General features: G+C 72.9%; 22 protein-coding genes and 1 pseudogene. 11 read left to right on the top strand and 12 right to left on the bottom strand.

Annotated features, from left to right (window positions below):
- The coding region (locus AB0I15_RS63050; protein WP_358119268.1) for a CHAP domain-containing protein at window positions 1-738 on the bottom strand (738 nt) is incomplete at its 3' end.
- 96 nt (window positions 739-834) lie between these two features.
- Between AB0I15_RS63050 and AB0I15_RS63055 the strand changes: the two genes are divergently transcribed.
- A complete protein-coding gene (locus AB0I15_RS63055) occupies window positions 835-3846 on the top strand; it encodes a BTAD domain-containing putative transcriptional regulator (RefSeq protein WP_358119271.1) in 3012 nt (1003 codons plus the stop codon).
- A 100-nt stretch (window positions 3847-3946) separates the two neighbouring features.
- On the top strand, window positions 3947-4630 hold the full coding sequence (locus AB0I15_RS63060; RefSeq protein WP_358119274.1) for a M15 family metallopeptidase: 684 nt from the start codon (window positions 3947-3949) through the stop codon (window positions 4628-4630).
- On the opposite strand, the gene AB0I15_RS63065 is transcribed toward AB0I15_RS63060, so the two are convergent.
- Window positions 4616-5608 (bottom strand): aldo/keto reductase, encoded by a 993-nt coding sequence (locus AB0I15_RS63065; protein ID WP_358119276.1) that lies wholly within the window; start codon window positions 5606-5608, stop codon window positions 4616-4618. The genes AB0I15_RS63060 and AB0I15_RS63065 overlap by 15 nt on opposite strands.
- Window positions 5609-5767: 159 nt before the next feature.
- On the opposite strand from AB0I15_RS63065, the gene AB0I15_RS63070 reads away from it, so the two are divergent.
- The 4 genes and pseudogenes from AB0I15_RS63070 to AB0I15_RS63085 all read left to right on the top strand — a co-directional run bounded on the left by AB0I15_RS63070 (window position 5768) and on the right by AB0I15_RS63085 (window position 9701).
- Entirely contained in the window at window positions 5768-6025 is a 258-nt protein-coding gene (locus tag AB0I15_RS63070; RefSeq protein WP_358119279.1) for a hypothetical protein, read from the top strand.
- Window positions 6010-6162, top strand: a pseudogene (locus tag AB0I15_RS63075) (NADP-dependent oxidoreductase); the annotation flags it as partial. The gene AB0I15_RS63070 and the pseudogene AB0I15_RS63075, both read left to right, overlap by 16 nt.
- A 90-nt stretch (window positions 6163-6252) precedes the next feature.
- On the top strand, window positions 6253-6645 hold the full coding sequence (locus AB0I15_RS63080) for a MerR family transcriptional regulator (RefSeq protein ID WP_358119282.1): 393 nt from the start codon (window positions 6253-6255) through the stop codon (window positions 6643-6645).
- A 230-nt stretch (window positions 6646-6875) separates the two neighbouring features.
- Window positions 6876-9701 (top strand): AAA family ATPase, encoded by a 2826-nt coding sequence (locus AB0I15_RS63085; protein WP_358119285.1) that lies wholly within the window; start codon window positions 6876-6878, stop codon window positions 9699-9701.
- Here AB0I15_RS63085 and AB0I15_RS63090 read toward each other — a convergent pair.
- From AB0I15_RS63090 to AB0I15_RS63100, 3 genes are read right to left on the bottom strand one after another with little or no spacing between them, the layout of a single operon-like run.
- Window positions 9698-10204 carry a flavin reductase family protein gene (locus AB0I15_RS63090; RefSeq protein ID WP_358119287.1) on the bottom strand — a complete coding sequence of 169 codons (507 nt, stop codon included), beginning with the start codon at window positions 10202-10204 and terminating at the stop codon, window positions 9698-9700. The two genes, AB0I15_RS63085 and AB0I15_RS63090, sit on opposite strands and share 4 nt — an antisense overlap.
- Window positions 10201-12255 (bottom strand): tetratricopeptide repeat protein, encoded by a 2055-nt coding sequence (locus AB0I15_RS63095; RefSeq protein ID WP_358119290.1) that lies wholly within the window; start codon window positions 12253-12255, stop codon window positions 10201-10203. Before AB0I15_RS63095 ends, AB0I15_RS63090 begins: the two co-directional genes overlap by 4 nt.
- 37 nt (window positions 12256-12292) lie before the next feature.
- Window positions 12293-13465 (bottom strand): hypothetical protein, encoded by a 1173-nt coding sequence (locus tag AB0I15_RS63100; protein ID WP_358119292.1) that lies wholly within the window; start codon window positions 13463-13465, stop codon window positions 12293-12295.
- 346 nt (window positions 13466-13811) lie between these two features.
- Here AB0I15_RS63100 and AB0I15_RS63105 point away from each other — a divergent pair, with 346 nt between their 5' ends.
- Window positions 13812-14375: a flavoprotein gene (locus AB0I15_RS63105; protein WP_358119295.1), complete on the top strand. Its 564-nt coding sequence runs from the start codon at window positions 13812-13814 to the stop codon at window positions 14373-14375.
- A 10-nt stretch (window positions 14376-14385) separates the two neighbouring features.
- Here AB0I15_RS63105 and AB0I15_RS63110 read toward each other — a convergent pair whose 3' ends face one another.
- The 3 genes from AB0I15_RS63110 to AB0I15_RS63120 are packed head-to-tail and all read right to left on the bottom strand — an operon-like array spanning window position 14386 to window position 17806.
- On the bottom strand, window positions 14386-14829 hold the full coding sequence (locus AB0I15_RS63110; protein ID WP_358119297.1) for an SRPBCC family protein: 444 nt from the start codon (window positions 14827-14829) through the stop codon (window positions 14386-14388).
- 59 nt (window positions 14830-14888) lie between these two features.
- Entirely contained in the window at window positions 14889-15767 is an 879-nt protein-coding gene (locus AB0I15_RS63115) for a helix-turn-helix transcriptional regulator (RefSeq protein ID WP_358119300.1), read from the bottom strand.
- A gap of 20 nt (window positions 15768-15787) precedes the next feature.
- Window positions 15788-17806 carry a glycoside hydrolase family 6 protein gene (locus AB0I15_RS63120; RefSeq protein ID WP_358119303.1) on the bottom strand — a complete coding sequence of 673 codons (2019 nt, stop codon included), beginning with the start codon at window positions 17804-17806 and terminating at the stop codon, window positions 15788-15790.
- 255 nt (window positions 17807-18061) lie between these two features.
- Here AB0I15_RS63120 and ilvA point away from each other — a divergent pair, with 255 nt between their 5' ends.
- On the top strand, window positions 18062-19312 hold the full coding sequence (gene ilvA / locus AB0I15_RS63125; RefSeq protein WP_358119306.1) for a threonine ammonia-lyase IlvA: 1251 nt from the start codon (window positions 18062-18064) through the stop codon (window positions 19310-19312).
- Here the strand turns inward: ilvA and AB0I15_RS63130 are convergent.
- Entirely contained in the window at window positions 19302-19436 is a 135-nt protein-coding gene (locus AB0I15_RS63130; RefSeq protein WP_358119309.1) for a hypothetical protein, read from the bottom strand. The two genes, ilvA and AB0I15_RS63130, sit on opposite strands and share 11 nt — an antisense overlap.
- A gap of 82 nt (window positions 19437-19518) precedes the next feature.
- Here AB0I15_RS63130 and AB0I15_RS63135 point away from each other — a divergent pair, with 82 nt between their 5' ends.
- Window positions 19519-20553 (top strand): helix-turn-helix domain-containing protein, encoded by a 1035-nt coding sequence (locus AB0I15_RS63135; protein ID WP_358119312.1) that lies wholly within the window; start codon window positions 19519-19521, stop codon window positions 20551-20553.
- Between the two features lie 202 nt (window positions 20554-20755).
- Here AB0I15_RS63135 and AB0I15_RS63140 read toward each other — a convergent pair whose 3' ends face one another.
- Together AB0I15_RS63140 and AB0I15_RS63145 are read right to left on the bottom strand one after the other, a co-directional pair.
- Complete coding sequence (locus AB0I15_RS63140) at window positions 20756-22372, bottom strand: MFS transporter (protein WP_358119314.1); 1617 nt, start codon at window positions 22370-22372, stop codon at window positions 20756-20758.
- A gap of 75 nt (window positions 22373-22447) precedes the next feature.
- Window positions 22448-23134: a class I SAM-dependent methyltransferase gene (locus AB0I15_RS63145; RefSeq protein ID WP_358119316.1), complete on the bottom strand. Its 687-nt coding sequence runs from the start codon at window positions 23132-23134 to the stop codon at window positions 22448-22450.
- A 97-nt stretch (window positions 23135-23231) separates the two neighbouring features.
- Here AB0I15_RS63145 and AB0I15_RS63150 point away from each other — a divergent pair, with 97 nt between their 5' ends.
- Together AB0I15_RS63150 and AB0I15_RS63155 are read left to right on the top strand one after the other, a co-directional pair.
- The gene (locus AB0I15_RS63150) at window positions 23232-23831 is read left to right on the top strand and encodes an XRE family transcriptional regulator (RefSeq protein ID WP_358119318.1); all 600 of its coding nucleotides are present in this window, start codon (window positions 23232-23234) and stop codon (window positions 23829-23831) included.
- Window positions 23832-23891: 60 nt separating this feature from the next.
- Window positions 23892-25169 carry an NAD(P)/FAD-dependent oxidoreductase gene (locus tag AB0I15_RS63155; protein ID WP_358119321.1) on the top strand — a complete coding sequence of 426 codons (1278 nt, stop codon included), beginning with the start codon at window positions 23892-23894 and terminating at the stop codon, window positions 25167-25169.
- A 17-nt stretch (window positions 25170-25186) separates the two neighbouring features.
- Here the strand turns inward: AB0I15_RS63155 and AB0I15_RS63160 are convergent, their stop codons facing one another.
- Window positions 25187-25489, bottom strand: coding sequence for a hypothetical protein (locus AB0I15_RS63160; RefSeq protein ID WP_358119324.1), 303 nt, complete (start codon window positions 25487-25489; stop codon window positions 25187-25189).
- Window positions 25490-25521: the final 32 nt, after the last annotated feature.

Here is a 25521-nt window from a genome sequence, read left to right on the forward strand (position 1 = left end):
GCCGGTACCGCGATACACCCGTAACGTGCCATCCGCCGTCGTCCCCAGCAGATCGGGCTTGCCGTCACCGTCGAAGTCCACCGCCTCACCCGTCGTGTCCTCCGCCTCGGCAGGACCGGTGACGGCCCCGACGGGAGAGCTGTAGCCGACGATGTCCACGTCGCCGCGGGTGTAGCTGTTCGCCTTGGTGCGGTTACCGCTGTTGCCCTCGATCGTGTAGACCGTGCTGCCGTTGGCCGAGGTGACGATGCCGACGTGGTCGATGTCGCCGCTCTGGTCCCAGTCGAAGACCACGGCGTCGCCGGGCTGAGGGGTGTAGCCGCCGGCCCGGGTGTGCCAGGTGCCGTGCCGCGTGCCGTAGTCGCGGAAGGAGGAGGCCCAGCCGGTCAGTACGCCGCCGGAGGTCTCGGCGACGTCGGCGTACGGTACGCCCGCGCCGCGCCACACGTACTTGACGAAGTCGGCGCACCAGTCGCTGTCGCGGAACTGGACGCCGTCGGCGGATCCGCAGCCGCTCGACGGCTTCCAGGTGCGGAAGACACCGGTGTAGTAGTTGCAGTTGCTGCCGGCGGGCCGCTCGACGTTGCGGTCACCGTCGGCCATCTCGGCCTGGGCGACGGCGACGATGCGGTTGCGTTCGACGGCCGCGGCCGGACCGGTGGCCGTCGCCAGCATGAGAGCCGCCGGAAGGGTCAGGGCCGCGCCGCCCGCGATCAGTCCGCAAAATGATCTGTTCATCTCGTTCTCCTCCGGGTTCGCTTGGTGGGCAAGCATGGTGGGGGTGGCTGTAAAAAGCCTTCGAAGGCGTTGAAACGCGAAGCCTGGGGAGAACCGATGGAGTTTCGCCTGCTCGGCCCGGTGGAGGTTTGGAGCGAGGACGGCCAGGTGCCGCTCGGGGGCGCCAAGCCGCGGGCGCTGCTCGCCGCGCTGCTGCTGGACGCGGGGCGGGTGGTCCCCCGGGAGCGGCTGATCGGGGCGATGTGGGACGAGGACCCGCCGTCCACGGCACGGCAGATCCTGCACACGTACGTGGCCTCGCTCCGCCGGGCCTTCACCGGCGCGGGGCTGCCGCCGGTGATCGTGTCCCATCGCGTGGGCTACCTCGCCGAGGTACCGCCGCAGTCCCTCGACAAACTCGTCTTCGAGCGGCATGTCGCCGAAGCGCGAGGGGCGGCCAAGGAGGGCGCCCATCTCAAGGCCGGGGAGCTGTTCCGGGCGGCGCTGGCGCTCTGGCGCGGGGCCGCGCTGGGCGGGATCGGCGACTCCTTCCTGCGTACCGAGGCCGACAGGCTGGAGGAGCTGCGGCTGGCGGTCATCGAGGAGCGGGTCGCCGCCGATCTGGCCGCCGGTCAGGACGAACAGCTCATCGAGGAGTTGGGCGAGCTCGTCGCGCTGCACCCCGGGCGTGAGCGGCTACGCCGCGACCTGATGATGGCGCTGTACCGGGCGGGCCGGCAGGCCGACGCGCTGGCCGTCTACCAGCACGGGCGGCGGGTCCTGCTCGACGAGCTGGGCATCGAGCCGGGGCCGGAGTTACGCCGGGTGCAGGCCGCGATCCTGCGCTCCGACCCGGCTCTGCTGCACGCCGCCAGGCCGGCCGCGCGCCTGCCCCGGCAGCTTCCGCCGCCCGTACCGGATTTCACCGGTCGTGCCGAGGAGCTGGCGGCCTTGTGCGAGCACCTGACGAAACCGGACACCATGCCGCTCTGCGTCATCTCCGGGCAGGGCGGCGCGGGCAAGTCGGCGCTGGCCCTACAGGCGGCCCACCAGGTCGCGGGCACCTATCCGGACGGGCAGCTCCACATCGAACTGCGCGGCACGAGCGAGACGCCCGCCACCCCGGAGGAGGTCCTGGGGCGGTTGCTGCGCGAGCTGGAGCCGCCCGGCACGCCGCTGCCGGGCACGCTGGAGGAGCGGGCCGGGCGTTATCGCACGTTGCTGGCCGGCCGGCGCAAGCTGGTGGTGCTGGAGGACGCGTCCTCCGAGAGCCAGGTACGGCCGCTGTTACCGGGCGCCCACGGCTGCGGGGTCATCGTCACCTCACGCAACCGGCTCGCCGGGCTGGCGGGCGCGGCGTTCCTGGATCTCGGCCTGCTGCCCGCGCAGGCGGCGTTCGACCTGCTGGCCCGCATCACCGGCGCGGAGCGGATCATCGCCGACCCCGACGCGGCCTGGCGCGTCGTGGGCCAGTGCGGCGGTCTGCCCCTCGCGCTGCGGGTGGCGGGCGCGCGGCTGGCCTCGCGCCGCCAGTGGACGGTGGCGCGGCTGGCCGACCGGCTGGCCGACGAGCACCGCAGGCTGGACGAGCTGGCCGTCGGCGACCAGGAGGTGCGCGCGAGCATCGGCCTGAGCTACCGGCTGCTGCCCGAGCCGGCCAGGACCGCGCTGCGCCGGCTCGGCCTCCTCGGGCTGCCGCACTTCGGCGTCTGGATCGCCGCCGCGGCCACCGAGACCGGCCTGGACGAGGCGGAGCAGGTGCTGGAGCAGCTCGTGGACGCGTCCCTGGTGGACATGGCGGAGACGGACGCGACGGGACAGATCCGCTACCGGCTGCACGACCTGATCCGGCTGTTCGCCGCGGAACGCGCGGTGGCGGAGGAGCCGGAGCCGGCCCGCACGGCCGCCGTCACCAGGGTGCTGGGCGGCTGGCTGTGGCTGGTGCAGCAGCTCGACGCCGAACGGCCGACGGGGGTGATCCCGAGGCGCGCCGCCGGCGGGCTGGCCTACCCGCTGGCGGAGGAGATGGCGCGGGCGGTGCTCGCCGACCCGCCCGCCTGGATCCGGCGGGAGGAGGAGGCGCTGGTCGTCGCGGTCGAGCTGGCGGCCACGATGGATCTGGACGAGATCGCGGTCGAGCTGGCCGCCGCGCTGTCGTCGGTGGCGTTCGAGGGCAGCCAGTACGTCTTCGACAACCCGTTCACGACCTGGAACCGCACCCACCGGGCCGCCCTGGCGGTGGCGCGGCGGATGGACAACGCGCTCGGCGAGGCCAAGCTGCTGGCCGGGCTGGGCCAGCTCTCCTACGAGCGTGACCTGTTCGCCGAGTCCCGCGAGTACCTCGGCCAGGCGCTGTCGCTGTTCCGCACCGCCAAGGACGCCCGCGGCGAGGCCACCGTCCTGGCGGCGCTCGGCGCGGCCTGCCGCGAGCAGGGCTACCTGCCCGAGGCGCTGCACTTCCTGGGCGGGGCGGAGCAGTCGCTGGCCGGTCTCGCCGACCCGCAGGCCCTCGCCCACGTCAAGCGGCTGGCGGGCACCGTGTACCTGGAGCGCGGCGACTACCCCGCCGCGCAGGCCGCGCTCGCCACCGCGCTGTCGCTCTACCAGGAGGCCGGCAACCGTCGCGGCGAGGGTCTCGTCCTGCGCAACCTGTCGCTGTACCACCGGGCGCGCGGGGAGCTGGACACCTCACTGGAGCTGGCCGAACGCGCGCTGGCGAGCTTCCTCGACCTGGGTGACCGGTTCATGGTCGCCTACTGCCGGCGCTCCCTGGGCAAGACCCTGACCCGGCTCGGCCGGCACGACGAGGCCCGCCGGCTGCTGAAGGAGTCGCTCGACGTCTCCCGCACGATCCGCGACCGCTGGGGCGAGGCCTGCACCCTGCGTACGCTGGGCGAGCTCCACCTGGCCGAGGGCCGGCTCTACCAGGCCAAAGAGCGCCTGGAGGAGTCGCTGGCGCTGTGGGAGACGCTGCGCATCGACCTGTTCCGCGGGCGTACGCTGCGCGACCTCGCCCTGGTGCACCAGGCGCTCGGGGAGGACGCGCTCGCCGGCTCCCTGCGATCGGAGGCCCAGGAGATCTTCCGGCTGCACGACGCCCGTGAGTACGGCGAGTCCCTCGCGCCGTGAAGCGACGGCTGTAAGGCGATTTCAGTGTTTTTGGAGCCTCGTGGACCACGATGGAGCCGGCGTCTCACGCGGAGACGTCCCTGGTACCCACGAAGGCCCCATGACTGAGATAGTGCTTCTTTCCGACACGAGGATCGCCGCGGTGCTGGTGCGGGAGTGCGGCGAACCGCTGGTCGACCTGCGTCCTCTGGAGGCCGTACGGGTAGACGCACGCCTGGCCGACGACGCCGGCGCGTTCGCGCACGTCCGGCTGAGCGTCGCCGACCGCTTGGTCGCCGCGCAGACCCAGCTCCCCCGCGGGCTGCGCCTGCTGGTGGTCGAGGGCTACCGCCCCGCCACCCTGCAGGAGCGGTATTTCGCCTCCTGCGTCGCCCGCCTGTCGGCCGCGCACCCGGAGTGGGACGGCGAACGGGCGCGGATCGAGGCCAGCCGGTACGTCTCCCCGCCCGAGGTGGCCCCCCACACCTCCGGCGGCGCCGTGGACCTGACCCTGTGCACGGCGGAGGGGGCGGAGATCCCGATGGGCACCTCGGTCAACGCCACCCCGCCGGAGAGCGACGAGGCCTGCCACACCGACGCGCCGGGCATCTCCGCCGAGGCCAGGCGGAACCGCCGGATCCTGGTCACGGCGATGACGGCCGCCGGCTTCGTGAACTATCCCACCGAGTGGTGGCACTGGTCCTACGGAGACCGCTACTGGGCCCACGTCTCCGGGGCCCGTCACGCCGGCTACGGCCCGGCGGACGGGCCGCCGCACGGAACCCTCGCCTCAGCCGGCGGGTGACCGCAGCAGCTCACCGATCTGCTCCACCTGCGCCTGGGTCAGCGGCCCGTGCCGCAGCGCGCCGGCGTTCTGCTCGGCCTGGCCGACGGTCCTGATGCCGGGGATAGGCACCGTACGCCCGCTGCGGGCCAGCAGCCAGCCGAGGGCGCCCTGGGCGAGCGTACGGCCGCCGGAGGTCAGGATGTCGCGGATCCCGTCCAGCTTGGCGAGGAACTCCGGGGCGGGCCGGCCGTCCTTGAAGAAGGTCATCCACGGCGGGGAATCGCCGCGCACGTCGTCCATCGGCAGCCGTGAGTCCGGGCCGTACTTGCCGGTGAGCAGCCCCATCGCCAGCGGCCCCCGGTTGACGGAGGCGAGCTCGTGGGTGTCGCACACCGCCAGCATCGCCGGGGTGTCGTGCAGGACGTTGAGGTTGTGCTGCACGGCGGCGCAGTGCGGCCCCTTCGCGAACGCGGCCGCCCGCTCGGGGTCGTCGGTGCTCCAGCCGTAGGCCCGGATCAGGCCCTCGTCGACGAGCTCCTCCAGCGTGGCGATCATCTCGTCCACCCGCTCCTGGGGCGCGTCCCCGATGTGCAACTGGTAGAGGTCGATGTGATCGGTGCCCAGCCGCTCCAGCGACGCCCGGCAGGCCTGCCGGATGTAGCCGGGCGAGATGTCCTGGCCGGTGAGGGTCCGTGTCGCCGCGTCGAAGGTGTTGCCGAACTTGGTCGCGATCACGACCTCGTCCCACCGACCGGACAGCGCCCTCGCGAGCACCCGCTCGCTGTGGCCGGTGCCGTACACGTCAGCCGTGTCGAAGAAGGTGACCCCCAGGTCGAGCGCCCGGTGCACGGCCGCCACCGACTCCTCGTCGTCCACCTGCCCCCATCCGGCCGGCTTGCCACGGGCCATGAAGGGTCCCCCGATCGCCCATGCCCCGAACCCGATCGCACTCACCCGCAGGCCGCTACGCCCCAGGATCCGGAACGAATCACTCATCTCGTGCTCTCCCTGACTTCGCGGAAATGGCTCCGGGGAAGACGCTGCCACGTGGAGTGGACTCCAGGTCAAGCGCCTCGATCACGGGGTTGCCCTTGACGCGCGGGTCAGGGGTTAGGGTCGCGACGCCTTTGTGGCCGTACAGCCGAGGAGTGAAACATGCTGTCCTTTCCACGAGTCTCACGTGAGGTCCGGCTCGCCGCCGTGCCCGACGGGCTGCCCGGGCCCGAGCATTTCGTGCTCGCCGAGGTCCCGCTGCCGGCGCCGCTGCCGGCGCCGGGCGATGGCCAGGTGCTGGTCCGCAATCGTTTCTTCCATGTCTTCGCCGCGCTTCGCACGCTGATCGGCGGGGGTGTGAAGAACGCGCCCGTGCCGCCGCGCACCTGGCCCCGGGCGGGTTCGCTCACGCGGCGCTGACCAGGGACGCCGAGGTCGGGCCGGGCGACACGGTGTTCGTCTCGGGCGCGGCCGGCGGGGTCGGGTCGCTGGCGGGGCAGATCGCCCGGCTTCTCGGCGCCGGCCGGGTGATCGGCAGCACCGGCTCACCGGAGAAGGCCGACGCGCCGCGGGCGTTGCAGGAGATGATCGAGGGACGGTACTTCGGGACCGTCATCGTCGAACCGTAGGGGTCTACTGGAGGGCTGATGCGCATCGGCGACGCGGCGGCAGCGGCGGGCACCACACCCCGGGCGCTGCGGTTCTACGAACAGCGCGGGCTGCTGACCCCGCCGCCGCGCACGGCTACCGGGCAGCGCGAGTACGGGCCGCGGGAGGTGGCCCGGGTGCGCATCATCCGCGAACTGCTCTCGCTGGGGCTGACCATCGAGGACGTCCGCAGTTGCGCTGACCGCCTGCACCTCCTGGACGGCGACAGGCTGCCGCCACGCGGCGGCCCCGGCTGCACGACGTCGAGCGGCGTGGTGGAGCGGCGGCTCGCCGCCCTCGACGCGGAGATCGCCCGCCTGTCCCGGCTGCGCGAACAACTCTCCGACCGCGCGCGGCTCCCGGCGGTCGAGGCCGGCGGCGCCGAGCACTGATCGTGCTCGCCGGTCTCGTCCGGTGGTGCCGGATTCCTGAGATGTGTCATCACATGGAACGCCGTGGAACGCCCCCAGGGTGTGTGTGGTTCCACGGCACCCGAGTGCGCGACCGCCGGCCCGGGGGAAGCCCGGCCGGTCATGCGGCAGTACGGACCGCCTGCGGCGGCGAATCACTCGCAGGACCACACCACCCATGACACATTCGACTGGCCGGTGCCGGAGGTAGCATGCCAGGCAAGATCGACCATCCGCGAATCGTGGGTCGGGAGCGGGAGCGTGGCATCCTGCGTGACGCCCTGAAGGCGGCCCTCGACGGGCACGGTCAGACGATCTTCCTCCTGGGCGAGGACGGCATCGGGAAGTCCTGGCTGGCGTTGGAGGCGGCGCGGTCGGGTCGCTCGATGGACATGCTGACCTTGCGGGGCAGGGCCAGCCGGATCGGCCCCTGGGTGGCGCTCCGCCCCCTGGCCGAGGCGCTGGCCGGCTTTCCGCGCGCCGCGCCCGATCACGCGGGCCAAGGGCCCCGCCGGGAGCTCCTGGAATGGTCGGCGCAGTCGCCGGTGGTCCTCGGGGAGCAGATCCTGCGGCTGGTCGCCGACACGGGCAGGGCGTGCCTGCTGGTGCTCGAGGATCTTCATGACGCCGACCCGCTCACCTTGGCGGTGGTGGAGTATCTGGCGGACAACCTCGGCGGCCAGGCCATGGCGCTGCTCGCCACCGTCTGTCACGAGCCGGGGCCGTCCTGCGACCTGGCCCACCTGCTGGCCCAGCGGCACAGCGCCACCCTGCTGCCGCTGGCCGGGTTCGAGCCGCGAGAGGTGCGGCTGCTCGTCGCGTCCCATCTGAAGGTCGATCCGGCCGACGTGCCGGACGAGGCCGTGGAACGGCTGTGGCGGGACAGTTGCGGCAATCCGTTGCTCGCCCGGGAGCTCCTGCGCGGGGAGGTCGGCACCGGAAGGCTGGTCGCCGACGACCGAGGGTGCCGGTTCGACGGCCGGATTCCGGTGGAGATCCCGGACGCCGTCGGCCGCAGGCTCGCCCAGCGCGCCGCCCGGTTCGGCCCCGCCGGGCAACGTCTGCTGCTGACCGCCGCCGCCATCGGTGAGCGCTTCCCCCTGTCCGTGCTGCAACGCGTGCTGCGGGTGAGCGAGCACGGGGTGCGCGCGCACCTGCGCGCGGCCCTGACCAACGGACTGATCGTCGCGGATCCGCAGGACGACGACTGGTACGTGTTTCGCAACCCGATGACCGTCGCCGCCCTGCGCGCCCAGCAGATTCCGGCGGATCGGGCCCTCGTGGCCGCGCGGGCGGCCAGCGCCGTCCGGGAGCTGTACCCGGGCCTGCCGGGCGAATGGTGCCGGTTCACCGCCGAGATGATGGTCTCGGCCGGCGACCCGGCGCAGGCGGCACAGCAGTTGACGCAGGCCGGCGCCCGGGCCATGACGGCGGGTTCGGCCGATGTGGCGGCCGACCTCCTGGAACGCGCGTGGGCGCTGCTCGACGACACGGCCGACGCCGACCTGCGCGCGAGGGTGCTGGCGGATCTGCTGCTCGCCCTCGCCGCCAGCGGCCGGGTCGAGCGCGGGCTCCAGGCCGGTGAGGCCATGGAAGGGCTGCTGGACGCGGGTACGGACGCGGCGACGATGGCGACCTTGCATGCCCGGCTGGCGTGGCTGGCGCATGTCGGCGGACGGTACGCCGTGGCGATCGACCAGGTCCGTGAGGCCAGGACGTTGCTGGGCACGGAGGTGACCGGCCGGGAGAGCGCGCCGGTGGACGCGATCGAGGCGCTGCTGACGACGCACCTCCCGACGCGGGCGGAGCAGGTCGCGGACCGCGCCGAGTCCGCCGGCTGTCCCACCTGCGTCTGTCAGGCGTGGCTGGCCCGAGGGCTGCTGGCCCGAAGCTGGGACACGGGTGACCCGGCCGACTGCTTCGGCCGCGCGCACACGCTCGCCGCCCAGAACCGGCTGCCCCTGTGGCGGCTGTACGCGACGTACCTGCTGGGTGAGGAGGAATGGCTGACCACCGGCGATGTTCAGGCGCTGCGGCGGGCGGAGGCACGTGCCCGCCGGATGGGCGCGGACGCCGTCCATCACCTCGTGATCGCTCGATGCGCGCTGGACCACGTCCTTCGTGGCGACTACGCCGGGGGCGACCGGCTCGCCGACAGCCACCTGGCCACCGCGCGGCGGCTCGGGCTGACCGACGCCGTCCGGGAGTTGCAGGCGGTCCGGGCCGTGGCGGCCGCGCATCAGAGTGTGCGGCCCACGTCGCGGCAGCTCCCGCTCGACGGCTCCCGTACGCCGCTGGTGATCGGGCTCGCCGACGCGGTGTGCTCGCTGCTGGAGGAGAACCGCGACCGGGCGCTGCGCGAGCTGGCCGAGGCGGCGGCACGGCGGAACGAGCAGCCGGTGTCGCTGCCGCTGGCCGGGCAGCACGGGCTGGCGCTGCTCCTGCGGGTGCTCGCCCGCGACGGCCGGCCGTCCCGTCCCGACGTCCCCAGGGACCCGGCGAGCCGATGGCGGTGGGACAACCAGTTCACGCTGCTCGCCCGGGCGGTCCTGCTGGGGCGGCGGGGGCGGGGCAAGGAGGCGATGGCCGCGGTGGAGGAGGCCGGGGAGGTGGCGCACGCGTACCCGATGGCGCGGAACCTGGGGCTGCGGCTGGTGTCCGAGGCCGCCCACGCCGACCGGTGGGGTGAGCCGGCGACGTGGCTGCGGACGGCCGAGACCTACTTCCGTGACGCGGCCGTCCCCGCCGTGGCCAGGACCTGCCGGTCGATGCTTCGGGCGACCGGGGTGGTGGTGCCCCATCAGCGCAGTGTGGCCGGCGTCCCCGGGCGGTTGCGCCAGATGGGGGTGACCGAGCGCGAATACGACGTCCTGCGGCTGCTCGCGGACCGGCTGGACAACCGCAGCATCGCCGGCGTGCTGTTCATCTCGCCACGCACCGTGGAGAAGCACGTGGCGAGCCTCATGCGCAAGACCGAGCGGCCCCGCCGCGCGGCGCTGAGCGCCTACGCCGCGCAGGTACGGCAGGGCGAACCCTAGAAGCCGAGACGGACGAAGGCGCCGCCGAAGAACAGGGCGGGATCCTCGCCTTCGCCCGCGTCGCACCACTGCGGTGCGCCCAGGACCAGAACGTGGTCGGCGGCGGCGATCGTCTGCGTCACCGCGCAGACGGCCGCCGCCATGGCTCCCTCGATCACCGGCGCTCCCGCCACGAGCCGGAAGTCCACGCCCGCGAACCGGTCCTCCGCCGGCGCGGCGAACTGCGCCACCAGGTGCCGCTGCGGCCACGCGAGCAGGTTGACGCCGAACACCCCGTTCTCGATGATCGAGGCCAGCGTGTGGCTCGTGGTCGCCAGCGAGACGAGCAGCAGGGGCGGGTTCAGCGACACCGAGGTGAAGGCGTTGACCGTGCAGCCGGCGGGCCGGCCGTCGCGGCTGCCGGTCACCACCGCCACGCCCGTGGCCCACCGCCGCATGAAGCCGCGCAGCGTGGCGCCGTCGACCGCGCCCTGCTGGGCGGGTGCCGTCGCGGAGGTGGTCATCGCAGCCTGTCCTGGCAGCGTGCGCGCCTGCTGAGCAGCTCTTCGCGATCGTCGTCGCCGGCCACGGACAGCGCCTCGGTGTAGTCGTCGACGGCGGCGGCCCAGTTCCCGCTCGCCTCGAACACGAACCCGCGGTTGTAGAGCAGGCTCGGGTTGTCCTTGTCCTCCTCGAGCGCGGTGGTGAGGTCGGCGATCGCCGCGTCGAAGTCACCGCGGTCGTGCGCCAGCGTCGCCCGGCTGACCAGCGCCGCCACGAGGCGGGGGTCCAGTGCCAGTGCCCGGTCCAGGTCACGCCGGGTCTCGGCCACGTTCCCCGCGTCCAGCCACAACTGGCTGCGCAGGTGCAGGAGCCGGGTGTCGTCCGGGTCGAGCCGGAGGCCCTCGTCCACCGAGGGCCAGGCCTCGCCGGCTCTGCCGGTCTCCAGGAGCAGGCTGACCACGTTGACCCGGGCGTCGATCTGGTCGGGTTCGAGCTCGACCACGTAGGCGAAGTCCGCGATGGCCCCGTCCACATCGCCGGATTCCGCCTTCATGTCGGCGCGGTTGTAGTACAGCTCGTAGAACGGCGGCGACAGGCTGATCGCCGCGTCGCAGTCGGCGATCGCGCCCTTCAGGTCGCCCATGCGCCGCTTGGCGTCGGCCCGGTCGAAGTAGTAGTCGGGATAGTTCGGGTCCAGCTCGATGACGTGGTCGAAGTCCGCGAGCCCCGCCGCGGGGCGGCCGAGCCCGACATGGACCTTGCCCCGGTTGTGCACCAGCACCGAGCGGTGCAGGCGGTGCTTGCCCTCGGGCAGTTCCCGGTCCAGACACGCCAGCCCCTCGTCGACCAGCCGGAACGCCTCCTCCAGGCGGCCGAGGCGCATCTCGATCAGGGCGAGCCCGTTGTCCTGGAACACCGAGTGGAACGCCCGTTCCTCGGGGTCGGGCAGCATCGTCGCGATGGCCTTCGAGTTGTTGATGTAGGCCCGCGCGGTCTGGTAGTTGATCAGCTCCGGCGGGTGCACCCGCGCGTAGAGCATGGCCAGCGCGTAACCGGTGGACAGGTGCAGCTCCGGGTGGGAGTAGCGGGCACGCAGGTCCACATAGGTCGGTTCGGCCTCGGCCGAACGCCCGAGGACGCCCAGCGCGGAGCTGGCCCGGGTGCCGAGCTTCCAGAAGTCGTCCATCCGGGTCACGGGGTCGACCAGGTCGCGCCCCCGGGTGCCGAAGGTGATGACCGAGTGATAGAAGCCGAAGCCGCCGCAGTGCCGGGCGGCCTCGAACAGCGCCCTGACCCCGGCGCCCTGCGGATCGCCGCCCCGCTCCGCGTGGTAGGGGATGGCGCCGAGGTGCAGGCTCCATTCGCCGCGCTCGCGCAGCAGGGCGGCCCGTTCGTCGTGCAGGGCGGCCCGCACGCCGGGGTCGGCCTCCCGATACGCCGCCGCCTCCGCGGGATCGCGCGACGTGCCGTCGGAGTCGATGTAGGCCTGGAGCAGCTCGGAGCGTTCGCGCCGGTCCGGCCGTCCCGGCGCCGGGACGGGCAGGTCGACCCGGGTCGCGTAGCGGTCCAGCGCGGCGCGCAGCTCACCGGGCAGGTCGTCGTCGAGCGTCTCGACCCTGGCCTGGATACGTCCGGCGGGCACGCGGCGCAGCAGAATCGCGATGAACTCCTGGTCGGTGGGCTCGGCGTCCTCGAACCGGCGGAAGGCGACGCGCAGCGGCCCGGCATCCGTCCTGACGGCGTATTCGAGGAGGAACTCCACCGCTCCGTGGGCGAGCCTGCGGGTGCGGTTCGCGGGATAGATCCGGGTGCGCTCCTCCGGGATCGCCAGGGACGTCAGGGTCTCCGGCGCGGCGCCGATCGTGGTCCTCAGCTCCGGCGCGGCCGACAGGATCTCGATGGCGTGCTCGCTCACCAGCTCGGGCCAGCGCTCGTACGCCTCGGGCACGACGAGCCGTAACAGGCTGCCCAGCCCGGTGTAGGGGCCGCGCAGCCCTCGGTGGCAGTCGATCACGTGGTCCGGTTCGGTATCGATGGGGCAGACGCCCACCCACCACAGATGTGTGGTCATGGCGATGTTCCTTTCAACCTGGCCCCGTCGATCTCGGTCACGCCGGGGTGGACGCCGCCGCGCGGCGCCGGCCGGCCCGTCCGGCGAGCAGCGGCAGGACGACAAGTTCGATGGCGACGAAAAGCAGCGAGCCGACGGAGTCCCAGAAACCCCGCCCGCCGGATGTGCCGTGGGACATGGCGGTGATGACGCGGGTGAGGAACTCCACGATCAGCGGGCCGGTCCACAGCACGACGGTGGCGATCATCGCGAGCACACCGCCGACCATGATCAGGGCGAACGTCGGGGCCATCCGCCGATCCCGTGGGGTCCATTGGTCCGTGGCCCAGTCGGACGGGCGGACCCAGGGCAGGCGGCGGAAGCGGTGCCTCAGGTAGGCCCGGCTCACCTCGTGCAGGTTCGTGCAGCCCAGCGCCGTGGTGAGGACGTAGTAGAGATCCGTGCGCAGGAAGATGTAGAACTGCCACGCCATGCGCAGCAGCACGGTGTAGGCGATCGCCAGCGCCAGCCCGCCCGGCCACGCCGGGAGCGCGGCGGCGGCCACCAGCACCAGCCCCGCGAACAGGAACAGGTCGGCGAACAGGCCCGACAGCATCGGCAGGTATCGCCGCCGTGGCGGGACGCCGAGCAGCGCGTCCAGCTCGGTCTCGACGACCAGGTAGTAGTAGCGGCGGCCGATGCGCAGGCGCGAGGACAGCCCGAGCCGGCGCGCCGCCAGCCAGTGGAACCACTCGTGCCAGAGGATCGCCGGGGACTGGCACAGGGCCAGCGCGAACTGCACCGCGATCAACGAGGGCAGGAAGAAGACGTTCGCGGCATGCGGCCGCAGTTCGGGCCGTACGGCCATGGCGACGGCGGCGGCCACCAGGAGCAGCGAGTACGCCGCCCACGCAGGCGCGGAGAACGCCGCCCGGCCGAGCGCCTGAAACCGGACCGCGGGCGCCTGGGCCACGTCCTCGCCGTCGGTGCGCACGAAGCCCAGGTCGCGCATGGCGTCGACGAAATCGTCTATGTCGACGGCCTCCCCGAACGACACGCTGTACCAGGCGGCGGCCTCGGACGGGGACATGCCGTCGGCCAGCCGTTTCAGCAGCGCCACCCCGTCGGCGGGGAGCTGCGCGTACGACGTGCCGTCGACGCGCCCCACGGTGACGCCGTCGCGTTCCTCCACGTAGGTCAGCGGATGGAACTCCAGGCGGGTGGTGGGCATGGGAACCTCCGAACGCGGTGGACCGGACGGGCTGGATGTCCCGGCGCCGTACGACGCCGGGACGGTGTCAGCTTCTACGTCAGCAGCAGTCGCCGCAGTAGAGCGCTGCGGAGCTGGTCAGCTTGATGGAGCCGGTCTTGCGAACGGTGATCTTCTTCATTGCTGTTCACCTCCTCCTCGGGTAGGTGTGCCGGCCGATCTCTCTGGCCGGCCGCACGTCGAACCTGCCAGTCCGAGCCGGGGGGCGTCATGGGGGCGAAGCACCCATTCTTCGCACGGAGCCGAGGAAAAAGATGGGTACCACGCCCCCATATGCCCCTGGTCGATGGGGCGGCAGACTCGCCGCATGCGAGACGACGCGCTTTCGGTGATTGTTTGCGGGTCAAGCGGGGCGCTGGCGATGCCCGCCTACTTGACATGGATGCGGCAGGAGATCGATCTGCCCATCCGCGTGCTGCTGACCCATACGGCGCAGCGGTTCATCCAGCCCCATGCCATCAACTGGCATGCCGACGAGGTGTACGCCAGCGGCAACCTGGACCTCAACCCGACCGAGTTCGCCCGGCGCTCGCTGGCCATCGTGGTGCTGCCCGCCACCGGGAACATGATCGCCTCGGCGGCGCTGGGGCTCGCCGGGTCGCCCGCTCAGACGGCGCTGCTGGCCGGCGAGCGGCCGGCGATGTTCTTCCCCAACATGAACAAGGTGATGTGGACCAAGCCCGTCACCCAGCGTCACGTGCAGACCTTGCGGCAGGACGGCCACACCGTCGTCGAGCCGCCGGAGCGCCCCATTTTCGAGCTGTGGCGCAAGGAGAACACGATCGGCCCGGCGATGCCCACTCCCGAGGAGGCGACGGAGCTGATCATCGCCTGGCTGGAGAACCTGGTCGTGGCCACCGCCGAGCCGTGATCCACACCGGTCAGGCGTCCGCCGTCCCGCCGTTCGCGTAGGCGGCGAGACCGTCGGCCATGCCTTGCATGAACCGGGTCAGGTACCACCGCCAGAAACCACCCGAGAGCGGCAACTTCGGGTCGAAGATGGCGGACCAGGAGATGTCGGTGCCGCCTTCGGGGAGCGGGGTGAGCTCGACCGTCCCGCGGTAGGACCGGAAGGGCCCGCCCAGGTTGTCGTAGACGAACCGCCGGTCGGTGACCAGCTCGACGATCCGCTCCCGGGCGACGTTGCGGCCCGTGCGGAAGATCCGGGTGTCGCCGACCCGCTGCCGGCCCCCGGGGTCGCCGTCCTCGACGTCGGCGGCGTCGATCGGCGACCACGACGGCCAGGTGGAGGCACGGGTGAGCGCCGCGAAGACGGCGTCGGGAGCGGCCTGCGAGCGTGCGGTCACACCATAGGAGTACGGCATGCGCCCCAACGTAGGCGCCACCGCCGTCCGGGGACATGCGCGCGCTTGCCGCGGATCGATCAGTTCTTGCGGTACGCCGAGGGCCGGACACCCGTCTCGCGCAGGAAGGCCGACGACAACGCGCCTGGACTGGCGTACCCGCACCGCCGGGCGATCTGCTCGACGCTGAGGGAGCCGGTGGACAGGAGCCGCCGTGCCCGCTCGATCCGCAGCCGGGTGAGGTAGCGGTAGGGGGTCTGGCCGGTGGCCTCCCGGAAGACGCGGACGAAGTGGTAGACGCTCAGGTGGGCCTCGGCGGCGATGCTGTCCAGCGTCAGCGGCTCCGCCAGGCGCTCCCGCATGATGGCGACGCCCGCCCGGACGGCGGCGTGCTCGGGACCGGGCAGGCGCTCGTTCCCGCCGTGGGTCAGCAGGTGCGTCGCGAGGAACGCGGCGGCGGACTCCGCGTACAGGTCGCCGGCGCCGGCGGTGCCCGGCAGCGCGCGGAGGACCTGCTCGACCACCGGATCTCCCGCCGCCAGGGCAGCGGACAACGCCTCGAAGTCGGGCTCACGGCCGCCCAGCGCTCCGGTGGCCCGCCGGACGGCCGGCGCGGGAATGTGCACCTGAACGGTGCTCAACCCGGCCTCCGCCCGGTAGCTGGCCGAGGCGGCGCGGCCGGGGACCATGAGTTCCAGGTGCCCGGGAACCCAGCGGCGCCGCACGGGTCTCCCGCCGGTGTGCAGCCGCATGTCCGCGCTCCCGGCCACGCAGAGCACGAGATGCAGGTCGGCCACGGCGGGGAGCGGCAGGTTCTCGACCTCGGGCGCGTGCTCGAAGCGCTGGACGAGCAGTGCGCGCCAACCGGCGTCGTCCCAGCTGTTGTAGGTGTGCCGCACGTACGCCGGGGTGTCGAAGCCGGCATAGGACGCCAGGTCGAAGTCGGGCGAATCGAACACCCTGCGAGTCTAGTCGGCGGTCAGCCGCCTGCCGGGGCCAGTGGCGGGACGGCGTTGCGGGCTCGTTCGAGGGCCTGGTCGGGCCACCACTGACCGGCGGCGGGGGTGACGGTGCCGTACGCCGGGTCCGCCGGTCCGGAGGTGCCGCGGGTGCAGCGGCCGTTGGAGTAGCCGGGGCTGTTGAGCCACAGGAACGCGTCGGCGGGCGGCGTCCCCGTGCCGGTGGTCGGGCGGGCGCCCGCTCCCCTGCCGGGCGGGTTGCACCATTCGTCCGGAGCGGGGAAGCGACCGGGCGGCGGCCGCCATTCGCCCGTGCCGTTGCGGCTGGTGTCGATGACGAAGTGGGGCAGGCCGGGGGCGTCGTCCGGGATCGCGGCGAGCTCCGACTCGCCGCACGAGGCGGCCTTCAGGTGGACGCACCTGGCCAGCTTGGAGGCGTACGTCAGGGACTGCCCGGTCGGGCGGTAGCCGGCCGCGTTGACGTAGAAGCCGTCGGCGCGGGCGGCGTTCGCGTTGACCAGCCGTTCGGCCATCTGCGTGAACGCGGGCCAGCCCGGCACGCCGCCGTCGAGGTAGACGGCGGTGCGGGCCAGGCCGGTGAGGGTGTCGACGGCGTAGGACAGGTCGGCGTAACGCTGGACGGCGGCCTCCCCGCCTCGCGGGCATTCCGGGCTGCCGGGCATGCGGGCCAGGGAGTTGGGTTCGAGGGCGACGACGGCGGGGCGGTCGCCGATGCCCTCGGCGACGGCGTTGATCCACGTGCGGTAGGCGCCGGTGTCGGGGGCGCCGCCGTTCCAGCAGTCGCGGCCCGGGATGGTGTTGGTGACGAACACCGGGACGGCCGACTGCCGGTGTGCCTGGGTGACCGCCTCGCGTACCGTGCGGGTGACGTCCGCGGGTGAGCCGTCGGCCAGCCACATGGCCTGGGGGACGCGGGACAGGGCGGTCATGAGTGCGGCGTCGGAGGTCCTGCCCTGCGCGGCCCAGGTCCGCGCCTGCCGCGCCGCCTCGGTGTCCGGCTGGGTGTAGAAGCGCACGCCGTCGGCCAGCAGGGGGTTCGTGCCGGGAAGTGGCTGCCGTGTCTCGGCGGGGGGTCGCGGCGGAGCGTACGCGATCGTCGGGGTGACGGCGATCGCGCCCGCGGTCAGCAGGGCCAGCGCGACGCCGCCCCAGATCCGTTTCCCATAGCGGCGCCGCGCCGGTGGGGCGGGGAGCCGTACCGTGGTGGCGGCGGCCCCGGCCCCGAGCGCGTCCACCAGCTCCGCGGCCGTCGGGCGGGCCGCCGGATCCTTGCTGAGCGCCCGCCGCACCAACCCGCCGAGCACGCCGTCGAACTCGGGCAGCACCGGCTCCTCGTGGACCACCCGGTACAGCACGTCATGCCCGGCCCCCGAACCGAACGGCGGCCGGCCGCGCGCCGCGAACACCATCACGCCGCCCCACGCGAACACGTCGGAGGCGGGGGACGTCGTCCCGCGCACCTGCTCGGGAGCCATGTACGCCGGCGTGCCCATCCCGGTGACGGACAGGGTGGTCGAGTCGGCCGTGTACGCCAGGCCGAAGTCGATGACCTTGGGCCCGACGGGCGACAGCAGCACGTTCGACGGCTTGAGGTCCCGGTGGACGACGCCGGCCGCGTGGATCGCCCGCAGCGCGACCGCGGTGCTCATGGCGAGCCCTTCGAGCTCCGAACCCGCCATCGGGCGCCGCCGGCTGATCGCGCTGAAGAGCGTCGGCCCAGGCACGTACTCCGTCACGACGTACGCGAGGTCGCCGTCGAAGTCGGCCTCGATCACGGCGGCCGTGGAGAAGCGGGCGACCTTCCCCATGGTCATGACCTCGCGCCGGAACCGCCGTCGGAACGCCGGGTCGGCGGCGAGGTGCTGGTGGACCACCTTGATCGCCACCAGGGTGTGCGCCCGGGTCTCGGCCAGGTACACCACGCCCATCCCGCCCGCACCGAGCCGCCGGATGACGCGATGGCCGCCGACCAACGGCGGGTCACCACCTGGCCGGATCGCCGTCTCACCATGCGTCATGCCGTGTGCCATCGCCCGCCCGTCCAGTTGGACATCTGATCGGGGGTACGGCTGCCGGGCCGCCCGGGTTCAGCCGCGGCGTGGTCGGAACGCCGGGCGCCGCGGGAATAGCATGGCCTGGTGGGATCGTTGTGGCCGGTGTGCTCGCCTGGCGACGGACACCGTCGCCGGTGATCGCCTGTCCGGCCGCCGCCGTCGCCACCGCACGACGCGCCCGCTGCCAATCCCTTGATCCACCGCTGTGCCAGGAGTGTGATGAGCGACCGCCTCACCGCCGCAATGATCAGCCAGGCGGCCGAACGGCTGCGGCCGGTGATCCGCCGTACCGCGCTGGAGCCGAACCAGCGGCTGTCCGGCCTGCTCGGCGGTCATGTGCTGCTCAAGCGCGAGGACGCGCAGGTCTGCCGCTCCTACAAGGTGCGCGGCGCGTTCAACCTGATCGCCTCGCTCACGGAGGATGAGCGGCGCCGCGGCGTGGTCTGCGCGAGCGCGGGCAACCACGGGCAGGGCGTCGCGTTCGCCTGCGCGCGCCTGGGCATCAGCGGTCGCGTGTACGTCCCCTCCACCACGCCCCGGCAGAAGCGCGAGCGCATCGCGGCGCTGGGCGGCGACCGGGTGGAGGTCGTGGTCGGCGGCGGCACCTATGACGAGGCGAGCCACGCCGCGCACGCCGACGGCGAGCACACCGGCGCGATCTACGTGCATCCGTTCGACGACGTCAGGACGATGGCCGGGCAGGGCACGGTCGGCCTGGAGATCCTGGAGCAGTGCGGGGAGGCGCCGCACACCGTGGTCGTCCCGGTCGGCGGCGGCGGCCTGATCAGCGGCATCGCCGTCTGGCTGCGTGAGCACTCCCCCCGCACCCGCATCGTGGGCGCCGAGCCCGCCGGAGCGTCCAGCATGCGCGCCGCCCTCGACCACGGCGGGCCCCTCGCCCTGCCCGAGCTCGACACCTTCGTGGACGGCGCCGCCGTCGGACGGGTGGGAGACGCCACGTTCCCCCTGGTCAAGGACCTGGTGGACGAGGTCGTCGCGGTCGATGAGGGCGCGGTGTGCACCGAGATGCTCGATCTCTACCAGACCGACGGCATCATCGCCGAGCCCGCCGGGGCCCTGGCCGGCGCCGCGGCCCGCGAACTCCTGCCGTACGCCTTCGGCGAGCCGGTGGTGTGCGTGGTGTCGGGCGGCAACAACGACGTCAGCCGGTACAACGAGGTGCTGGAGCGCTCGCTCGTGCACATCGGGCTGAGGCACTACTTCCTGGTGACCTTCCCGCAGCGCCCCGGCGCCCTGCGCCACTTCCTGGACGAGGTCCTGGGAGACGGCGAGGACATCATCGCCTTCGAGTACGTCAAGAAGAACAACCGCGAGACCGGCCCGGCGCTCGTCGGCATCGAGCTCGAACGGGCCGGCGACCTCGACAGTCTCCTGTTCCGGATGAAGGCCGGCCCGCTCACGGTGGAGCGCATCCCCCCGGGCTCGCCCCTGTTCACGTTCATCCTCTGACCTCGCCGCGCTCGTCCCACCTGCCTGTCGGACGGGCGCCCGCCGGCTCGGCCAGGATCCGGCACAGCGCCGTCGGGTCGGCGGCGCGGGGCTCCTCGGTCAGGCCGTCGTCGGTCGTCGGCACGTCCTGACTCCCAGCACGACCTTTGCGCCCGGCGCAATGTCATGTTGATCCGATGGCGATCCGGCCGGGTGAGCCTGCCTACATGGCCAAAGGGACCTTGAAGATCGTTTTCACCCCCGAGGATCTCGCCCGCGTTCGGATCGCCTCCCGTCCCGACCTGATGTGGGAGATGGTGCTCAGCCTGCACCTTCTCCAGGCCCGAGGCGGGGGCGCGGCGACGGCCGCCTGGCGCCGGCGGGTCCGTGACGGCCTCGCCGAGATCGGCCTGCTCGCGCGGACGCGGAACGTGCTGATCCCCCTTGCCCCGTCAGGACCGTACTTCCCCGACTTCCTCACCCCCGCCGAATCCCTGACCGGACTCGACCAGGGCGTCGAAGCCCTTGCCGCGACTCCGCGCCGGCGGATCCGCCATGAGCTCGACCTCCTGCGGACCTACTACGGCCTGCCTCCCGGGCTGGAGGACCTCGCCCGAGGTGATCCGCGCGCCGTCCGCGACCTCGGCCGGGTGGCGGCGGGTTACTGCCGGGCGGCGTTCGCTCCGCACCTGCGGCAGATGGAGCACACCCTCGGCCAGGAGCGCTCGGCCCTGGCCCGGCATCTCACCGATGACGGCGTGGAGCAGATGCTGGACCGGTTGCCGCCGATGATGCGCTGGAGACCACCGGTCCTGGAGGCCGACTATCCCGCGCGGTCCGCACGGAACTCCCGGGAGATCCACCTGCGCGGACGAGGACTGACGCTGATCCCCTCCTACTTCTGCCGGGTCACGCCCGTCGCGCTGGTGGATCAAGGGCTTCCGCCCGTTCTGGTCTATCCGGCCCGCCGCTGGGACACCTCGCCTATCACCGTCAAGGACCCCTTGGCGGAGCTGCTGGGCAGGACCCGTGCCACGACGCTCCGCTGCATCGTGGCGACGCCGGGCTGCACCACCACGGAACTCGCCCGGCGTACCGGGGCGTCCCTGGCCAATGCCAGCAAGCACGCGCACATCCTGCGGCAGGCGGGGCTGATCACCAGCGCGCGCCAGGCCAACCTGATGCTGCACCAGGCGACCACGCTCGGCGCCGAGCTCATCCGCACCCGGCCGCCGCAGGATCCACGGCCGCCTATTCGATGACGCTTCGCACGTCGAGGCTCTTCTTCAGCGCCGAGTACCGCCGCGCCGGATCGGCCGGCCGCCGCAGCCCCTTCACGTCGAGTTCAGGCCCGCTCGGGCGGGTCCGCGATGGACACCTCCCCCGCGCCGCGCCTGCGCCGCCACGAGACGTGCTGGTTCACCGTCGTCCTGCGGGCGTGACGATCCAACGTCTCTGCTCGTGTCAGTAACCTCCAGACGCTGTGGGCACGCCGGAAGGTCGGCGGTCGGAGACGTTCGGCGGATCAGGCTCGCCGGAACCCTGGGCCGGTTGCCGCGGGCCTCGCGCGAGAACGTACACGAACAGGACCGCCATGACCGCCGCCCCCGCCCACATGGCCTGCTGCCAGCCGTCGACGAAGGACTCCTGCGCGGCCCGGACCAGCGCCCGCGCCTGCGAGCCGGCCCCGTCGGCGGCGGTGAGGGCGTTGGCGACGCCCTCACGGGCGGTGTCGGCGACGGCGTCCGGCACCCCGTCGAGCCGGGAGTCGACGGCGCGGCGGTAGCCGGCGCTCAGGACCGCTCCGAGCAGCGCGACGCCGAGCGCGGTCCCGAACTCCCGGGTGACGTCGTTGAGCGCGGAGGCGACGCCTTGGCGCTCACGCGGCAGGGCGGTGGTGATGGCCTCGGTGGAGGGCGTCATCGTCAGCCCCATCCCGAGTCCCATGGCGAGCATCCCGGGCAGGATCGAGAGGTAGCCGCCGTCGACGGAGACGAAGACGGCCATGAGGACCAGCCCCGCGCCGCCCAGGAAGATCCCTGAGGCCATCGTCGGCCGGCCGCCGACGCGCGCGGCCACCCACGGGGCGAGGCCGGAGGCGAGCATCATCAGCAGCGCCATCGGCATGAGCGCGAGAGTGGAGCGCAGGCCGGACCAGCCGAGCACCGCCTGGAAGTACGGGAAGAGGACCACGAAGATCCCGGCCTGCACGCCGAAGACCGTCAGGAGCGACACGGAACCGCTCGCCAGACCCCGCTCCCTGAACAGGCGGACGTCGAGGAGTGGCGCCTTCCGGCGCAGTTCCCAGGCCACGAATCCGGCGGCGGCGACGACGCCGACGAGGAGGCTCAGGAGCGTGGCGGGCGCGGTCCAGCCTCGTCCGGGGCCCTCGTGCAGGAAGAAGACGAGCCCGACCACCGCGACCACGGACGACAGCGAACCGACGACGTCGAACCCGTGCCCTGACGTCTCACGCGAGTTCGGGACGGATCGCAGCGTCAGGACGACGGCGACGGCGACGAGCACGACCGGCAGGACGAAGAGCCACCGCCAGCTCGCCACGTCGACCAGGACGGCCGACAGGTACATCCCCAGGATGCCGCCACCGCCGGCGACGCCGGTCCACACACCGATCGCCTTGGAGCGCGCCTCGTCCGGGAAGGTCGAGGTGATGACGGCGAGGGTGACCGGCATGATCATCGCTGCGCCCACGCCGCTCAGGAACCGCGCGGCGAGCATGATCTCGGACGACGTGGCGAGGCCGGCCGCCGCGCTCGCCGTCCCGAAGACGATCAGGCCCGCGAGCAGCACCGGCCTGCGGCCCCACCGGTCGCCCATCGCGCCGAGTGGCAGGAGCGACGCGGCCAGGGTGATGGTGTAGACGTTGATGAACCACAGGACCTCGGTCTGCGAGGCGTCGAACGCGACGGTGAGCTCCGGCTGGGCGACGTTCAGCCCCGACACCGAAGCGATGACCGCCATGAGGGCGACGCAGACCCCGGCCAGGATCGTCCGTCTTTGTCGTGGGTCGTGGACGGTCGGGCCGGGGTCTTCCGGGTCTGCGGGCGGGTTCGTACTCATGGGTTCCTTTCGAGAAGGCAGGGGGGATCGGCGCCAGAGCCGCAGCCGGCCCTGGCGCTGTCGGAGGAGGGGTGGCTACCGGCGGCGGATGGCGCGCACGACGACGTCGTGGAGGGAGACCGCCCGGCCCTCGTTGCCGGTGAGTGTGCGCAGGTGCTCTTCGGCGGTGACGATCTCCCACTCCGCGCCGTCCAAGCGCGCGGTGATGGCCGCGGCGGTGACCGACGCTTCGGCGGGAGGGTGGTGCCCGTGGCCCGGGGAGTGGTGCCCGTGGCCCGGGGAGTCCGGAGGGTGGTGTCCGTGGCCGGCGGAGTCCTGGGTGTGCAGGTGTCCCACGATGAGCAGCGTGCCGCCGGGCGCCACCCATCCGGCGATGCGGTCGTAGAACTCCAACTGGGGCATCGCCGGGTGCGCGTAGTAGGTCATGACCAGGTCGAACCGCGTGTCCGGGCTCCAGACGCTCAGATCCGCCTCGACCCACCGCGGGCTCTCGGGAGCCCCGCTCGCCGCCGCGCGCCCGGCGGCGAGCGCAAGGGCCTCGGACGAGATGTCGGCGGCGGTGACGTCCCAGCCGTGCGAGGCCAGCCAGATCGCCTCGGCGCCGCCGCCGCACCCCGCGTCCAGTGCCGTGCCCGGTGTCAGGCCGGCGGTCTCACGAGCGAGGTACGGGTTCGGCGGGTTGCCACCCATAACCCCCGGGCCCCCGGCTCGCCCCTGTTGCCAGTGCCGCTCCCAGTAGCCCTTGTCGAATTCGTGCGTCACAGGTCGTACTCCTCGTTCCAGGTGGTGGGGGTCCGTTCATGGTGCTGACGGAGCGGGCGGATACGCAAACGTTGTTGCCGAATGGCAAAATGGCGGGGTGGACGAAACCATTGACCGCACCCTCGACGCCGTCGGGCCGAGGCTGAAACGCCTTCGGCTGCACCGCGACGTCACGCTCGCCGACCTCGCGGCCGAGACCGGCATCTCCACCAGCACCTTGTCGCGGCTGGAGGCGGGCCTGCGACGTCCCACGCTCGAGCAGTTGCTTCCGCTCGCCCGCGCTCACGGGGTCACCCTCGACGAGCTCGTCGACGCGCCGCCGACCGGCGATCCCCGCATCAACCTGCGTCCCATCCCCTGCGGCGACGGCTCGTTCATCCTGCCGCTGACCCGCAGGCCCGGTGGGATCCAGGCGTACAAGTTCGTCCTCCCGGCCGGAAGCGACGTCGCCGACCCCGACCTGCGCACCCACGAGGGCTACGACTGGGTCTACGTCCTCAACGGGACGCTCCGCCTGGTGCTCGGGGAGCACGACCTCGTCCTCAGGCCCGGGGAGGCCGCGGAGTTCGACACGCGTACCCCGCACTGGTTCGGGGCCGCCGGCACCGGTCCCGTCGAGTTCCTGAGCCTCATCGGGAAACAGGGCGAACGCACGCACGTCCGTGCGGCACCGAGACAGGGGCCTCACGACGAGTAGCGCCGACACCAGGGCCCGGGTGCACGTCTGACCTGCGCGGACGCGGGTAGGGGCGTCGGCATGGACAGCGATCGGGAGACACGCGAGGCCGTCGTCGTCGTGGGAGCCGGGATGGCGGGCCTGGCCTGCGCGGTGCGGCTGCACGAGGCCGGCCTGCCGGTGCGGGTGCTGGAGGCGTCCGACGGGGTCGGCGGCCGGGTGCGGACCGACGTCGTCGGCGGGTTCCGGCTGGACCGCGGGTTCCAGGTGTTCAACACCGCCTATCCCGAGGCCCGGCGCGTCCTCGACATCGACGCGCTCGACCTGCGGCCCTTCGCCTCGGGGCTGATCGTTCAGGGGACCTCCGCCAGGGCCAGGGTGATGCTGCCGTGGCGGCATCCCCGGCACGCGCTGAGCGGGCCGCTGTCCGGTGTCGGCACCCTGCGGGACCAGGCCGTGCTCGCCGCCCTCACCGCGCGCGACGTGGCCCTGCCCGGTTCCCGGCTGCGCGGCGGGCGTGAACGGCGTACCGAGGACGAACTACGCGCCTGGGGCATGTCCGCGAAGATGATCGACTGCCTGATGCGCCCCTTCCTGGCCGGGGTGCTCCTGGAACGCGACCTCGACACCTCCAGCCGGGTCTTCCACCTGCTCTGGCGGTCGTTCGCGCGCGGCACCATCGGCGTGCCCGCGCTCGGGATGGGGCAGATCCCGCGTCAGTTGGCCGACCGGCTGCCGCCGGGCACCGTCACCCTCGACGCCCGCGTGGCCGAGGTCGCGGCCGACCGCGTGCGACTCGCGGACGGCACCGTCGTCGAGGGCCGGGCCGTGGTGGTGGCCGCCGACCCCCGCTCGGCCGGTGACCTGCTGAGCGAGATCGAGGTGCCGCCGATGCGCGCGGTGACCACCTTCTACCACGCCGCTCCCCGCTCACCCCTGCGCGAGCCGGTGCAGATCATCGACGCCACCGGCGCCATCGCCGACACGCTGGTCCTCACGGACGCGGCCCCGCAGTACTCCTCCGACGGGCGCGCGCTCGTGTCCACGTCGGTCCTGGGCCTGGTCGCCGACGAACGGCCGGTCCGGCGGCGCCTGAGTGAGATCTACGGCGACACCTCCGGCTGGGAGCACGTGGCCACGTACCCGGTCCCGGCGGCGCTGCCCGCGATGCCGCCGCCGTACCCGCTGCGACGCCCCGTCCGCCTGCGCGCCGGGCTGTACGTGTGCGGCGACCACCGCGACACCGGCTCCCTCCAGGGCGCCCTGGTCTCCGGCCGGCGCGCGGCCGAGGCGGTGCTCACCGACCTGCGGGCACGCCATGCGGGCAGCCGCTCCGCCCCCGATCAGGCGACTCGCTGACCCGTGCCGCCAGGGGGTCAGTACCGCGACCACCAGAAGAACCATCCCTCCACTATCTGCCCTCCGACGATCTGGGATCCCCACAGACAGGGGCCCTCCACCTTGAGCCCCCAGTTCCGGTAGACCTGCTGGTGCTCCCGGCACGAGGGCAGCGTGGAGTACGGCCCGGCGAAGCCGGCGTCCACGGCCGGCGCGGCGACACCCACCGGCGCGGCGCCGCCGACGTCACCGGCGGTGGCGGTGGCGGTGGCGGTGGCGGCCAGCCAGGCGAAGGCGGCGGCGCTGACGATCACGATCGCGAGATTCCTGAACAGACGCATGGCCCCAAGCGTGGCAGCGGCCTGCTTCACCC

This window comes from Nonomuraea sp. NPDC050643 (assembly GCF_040654715.1).
Taxonomy (GTDB): Bacteria; Actinomycetota; Actinomycetes; order Streptosporangiales; family Streptosporangiaceae; genus Nonomuraea.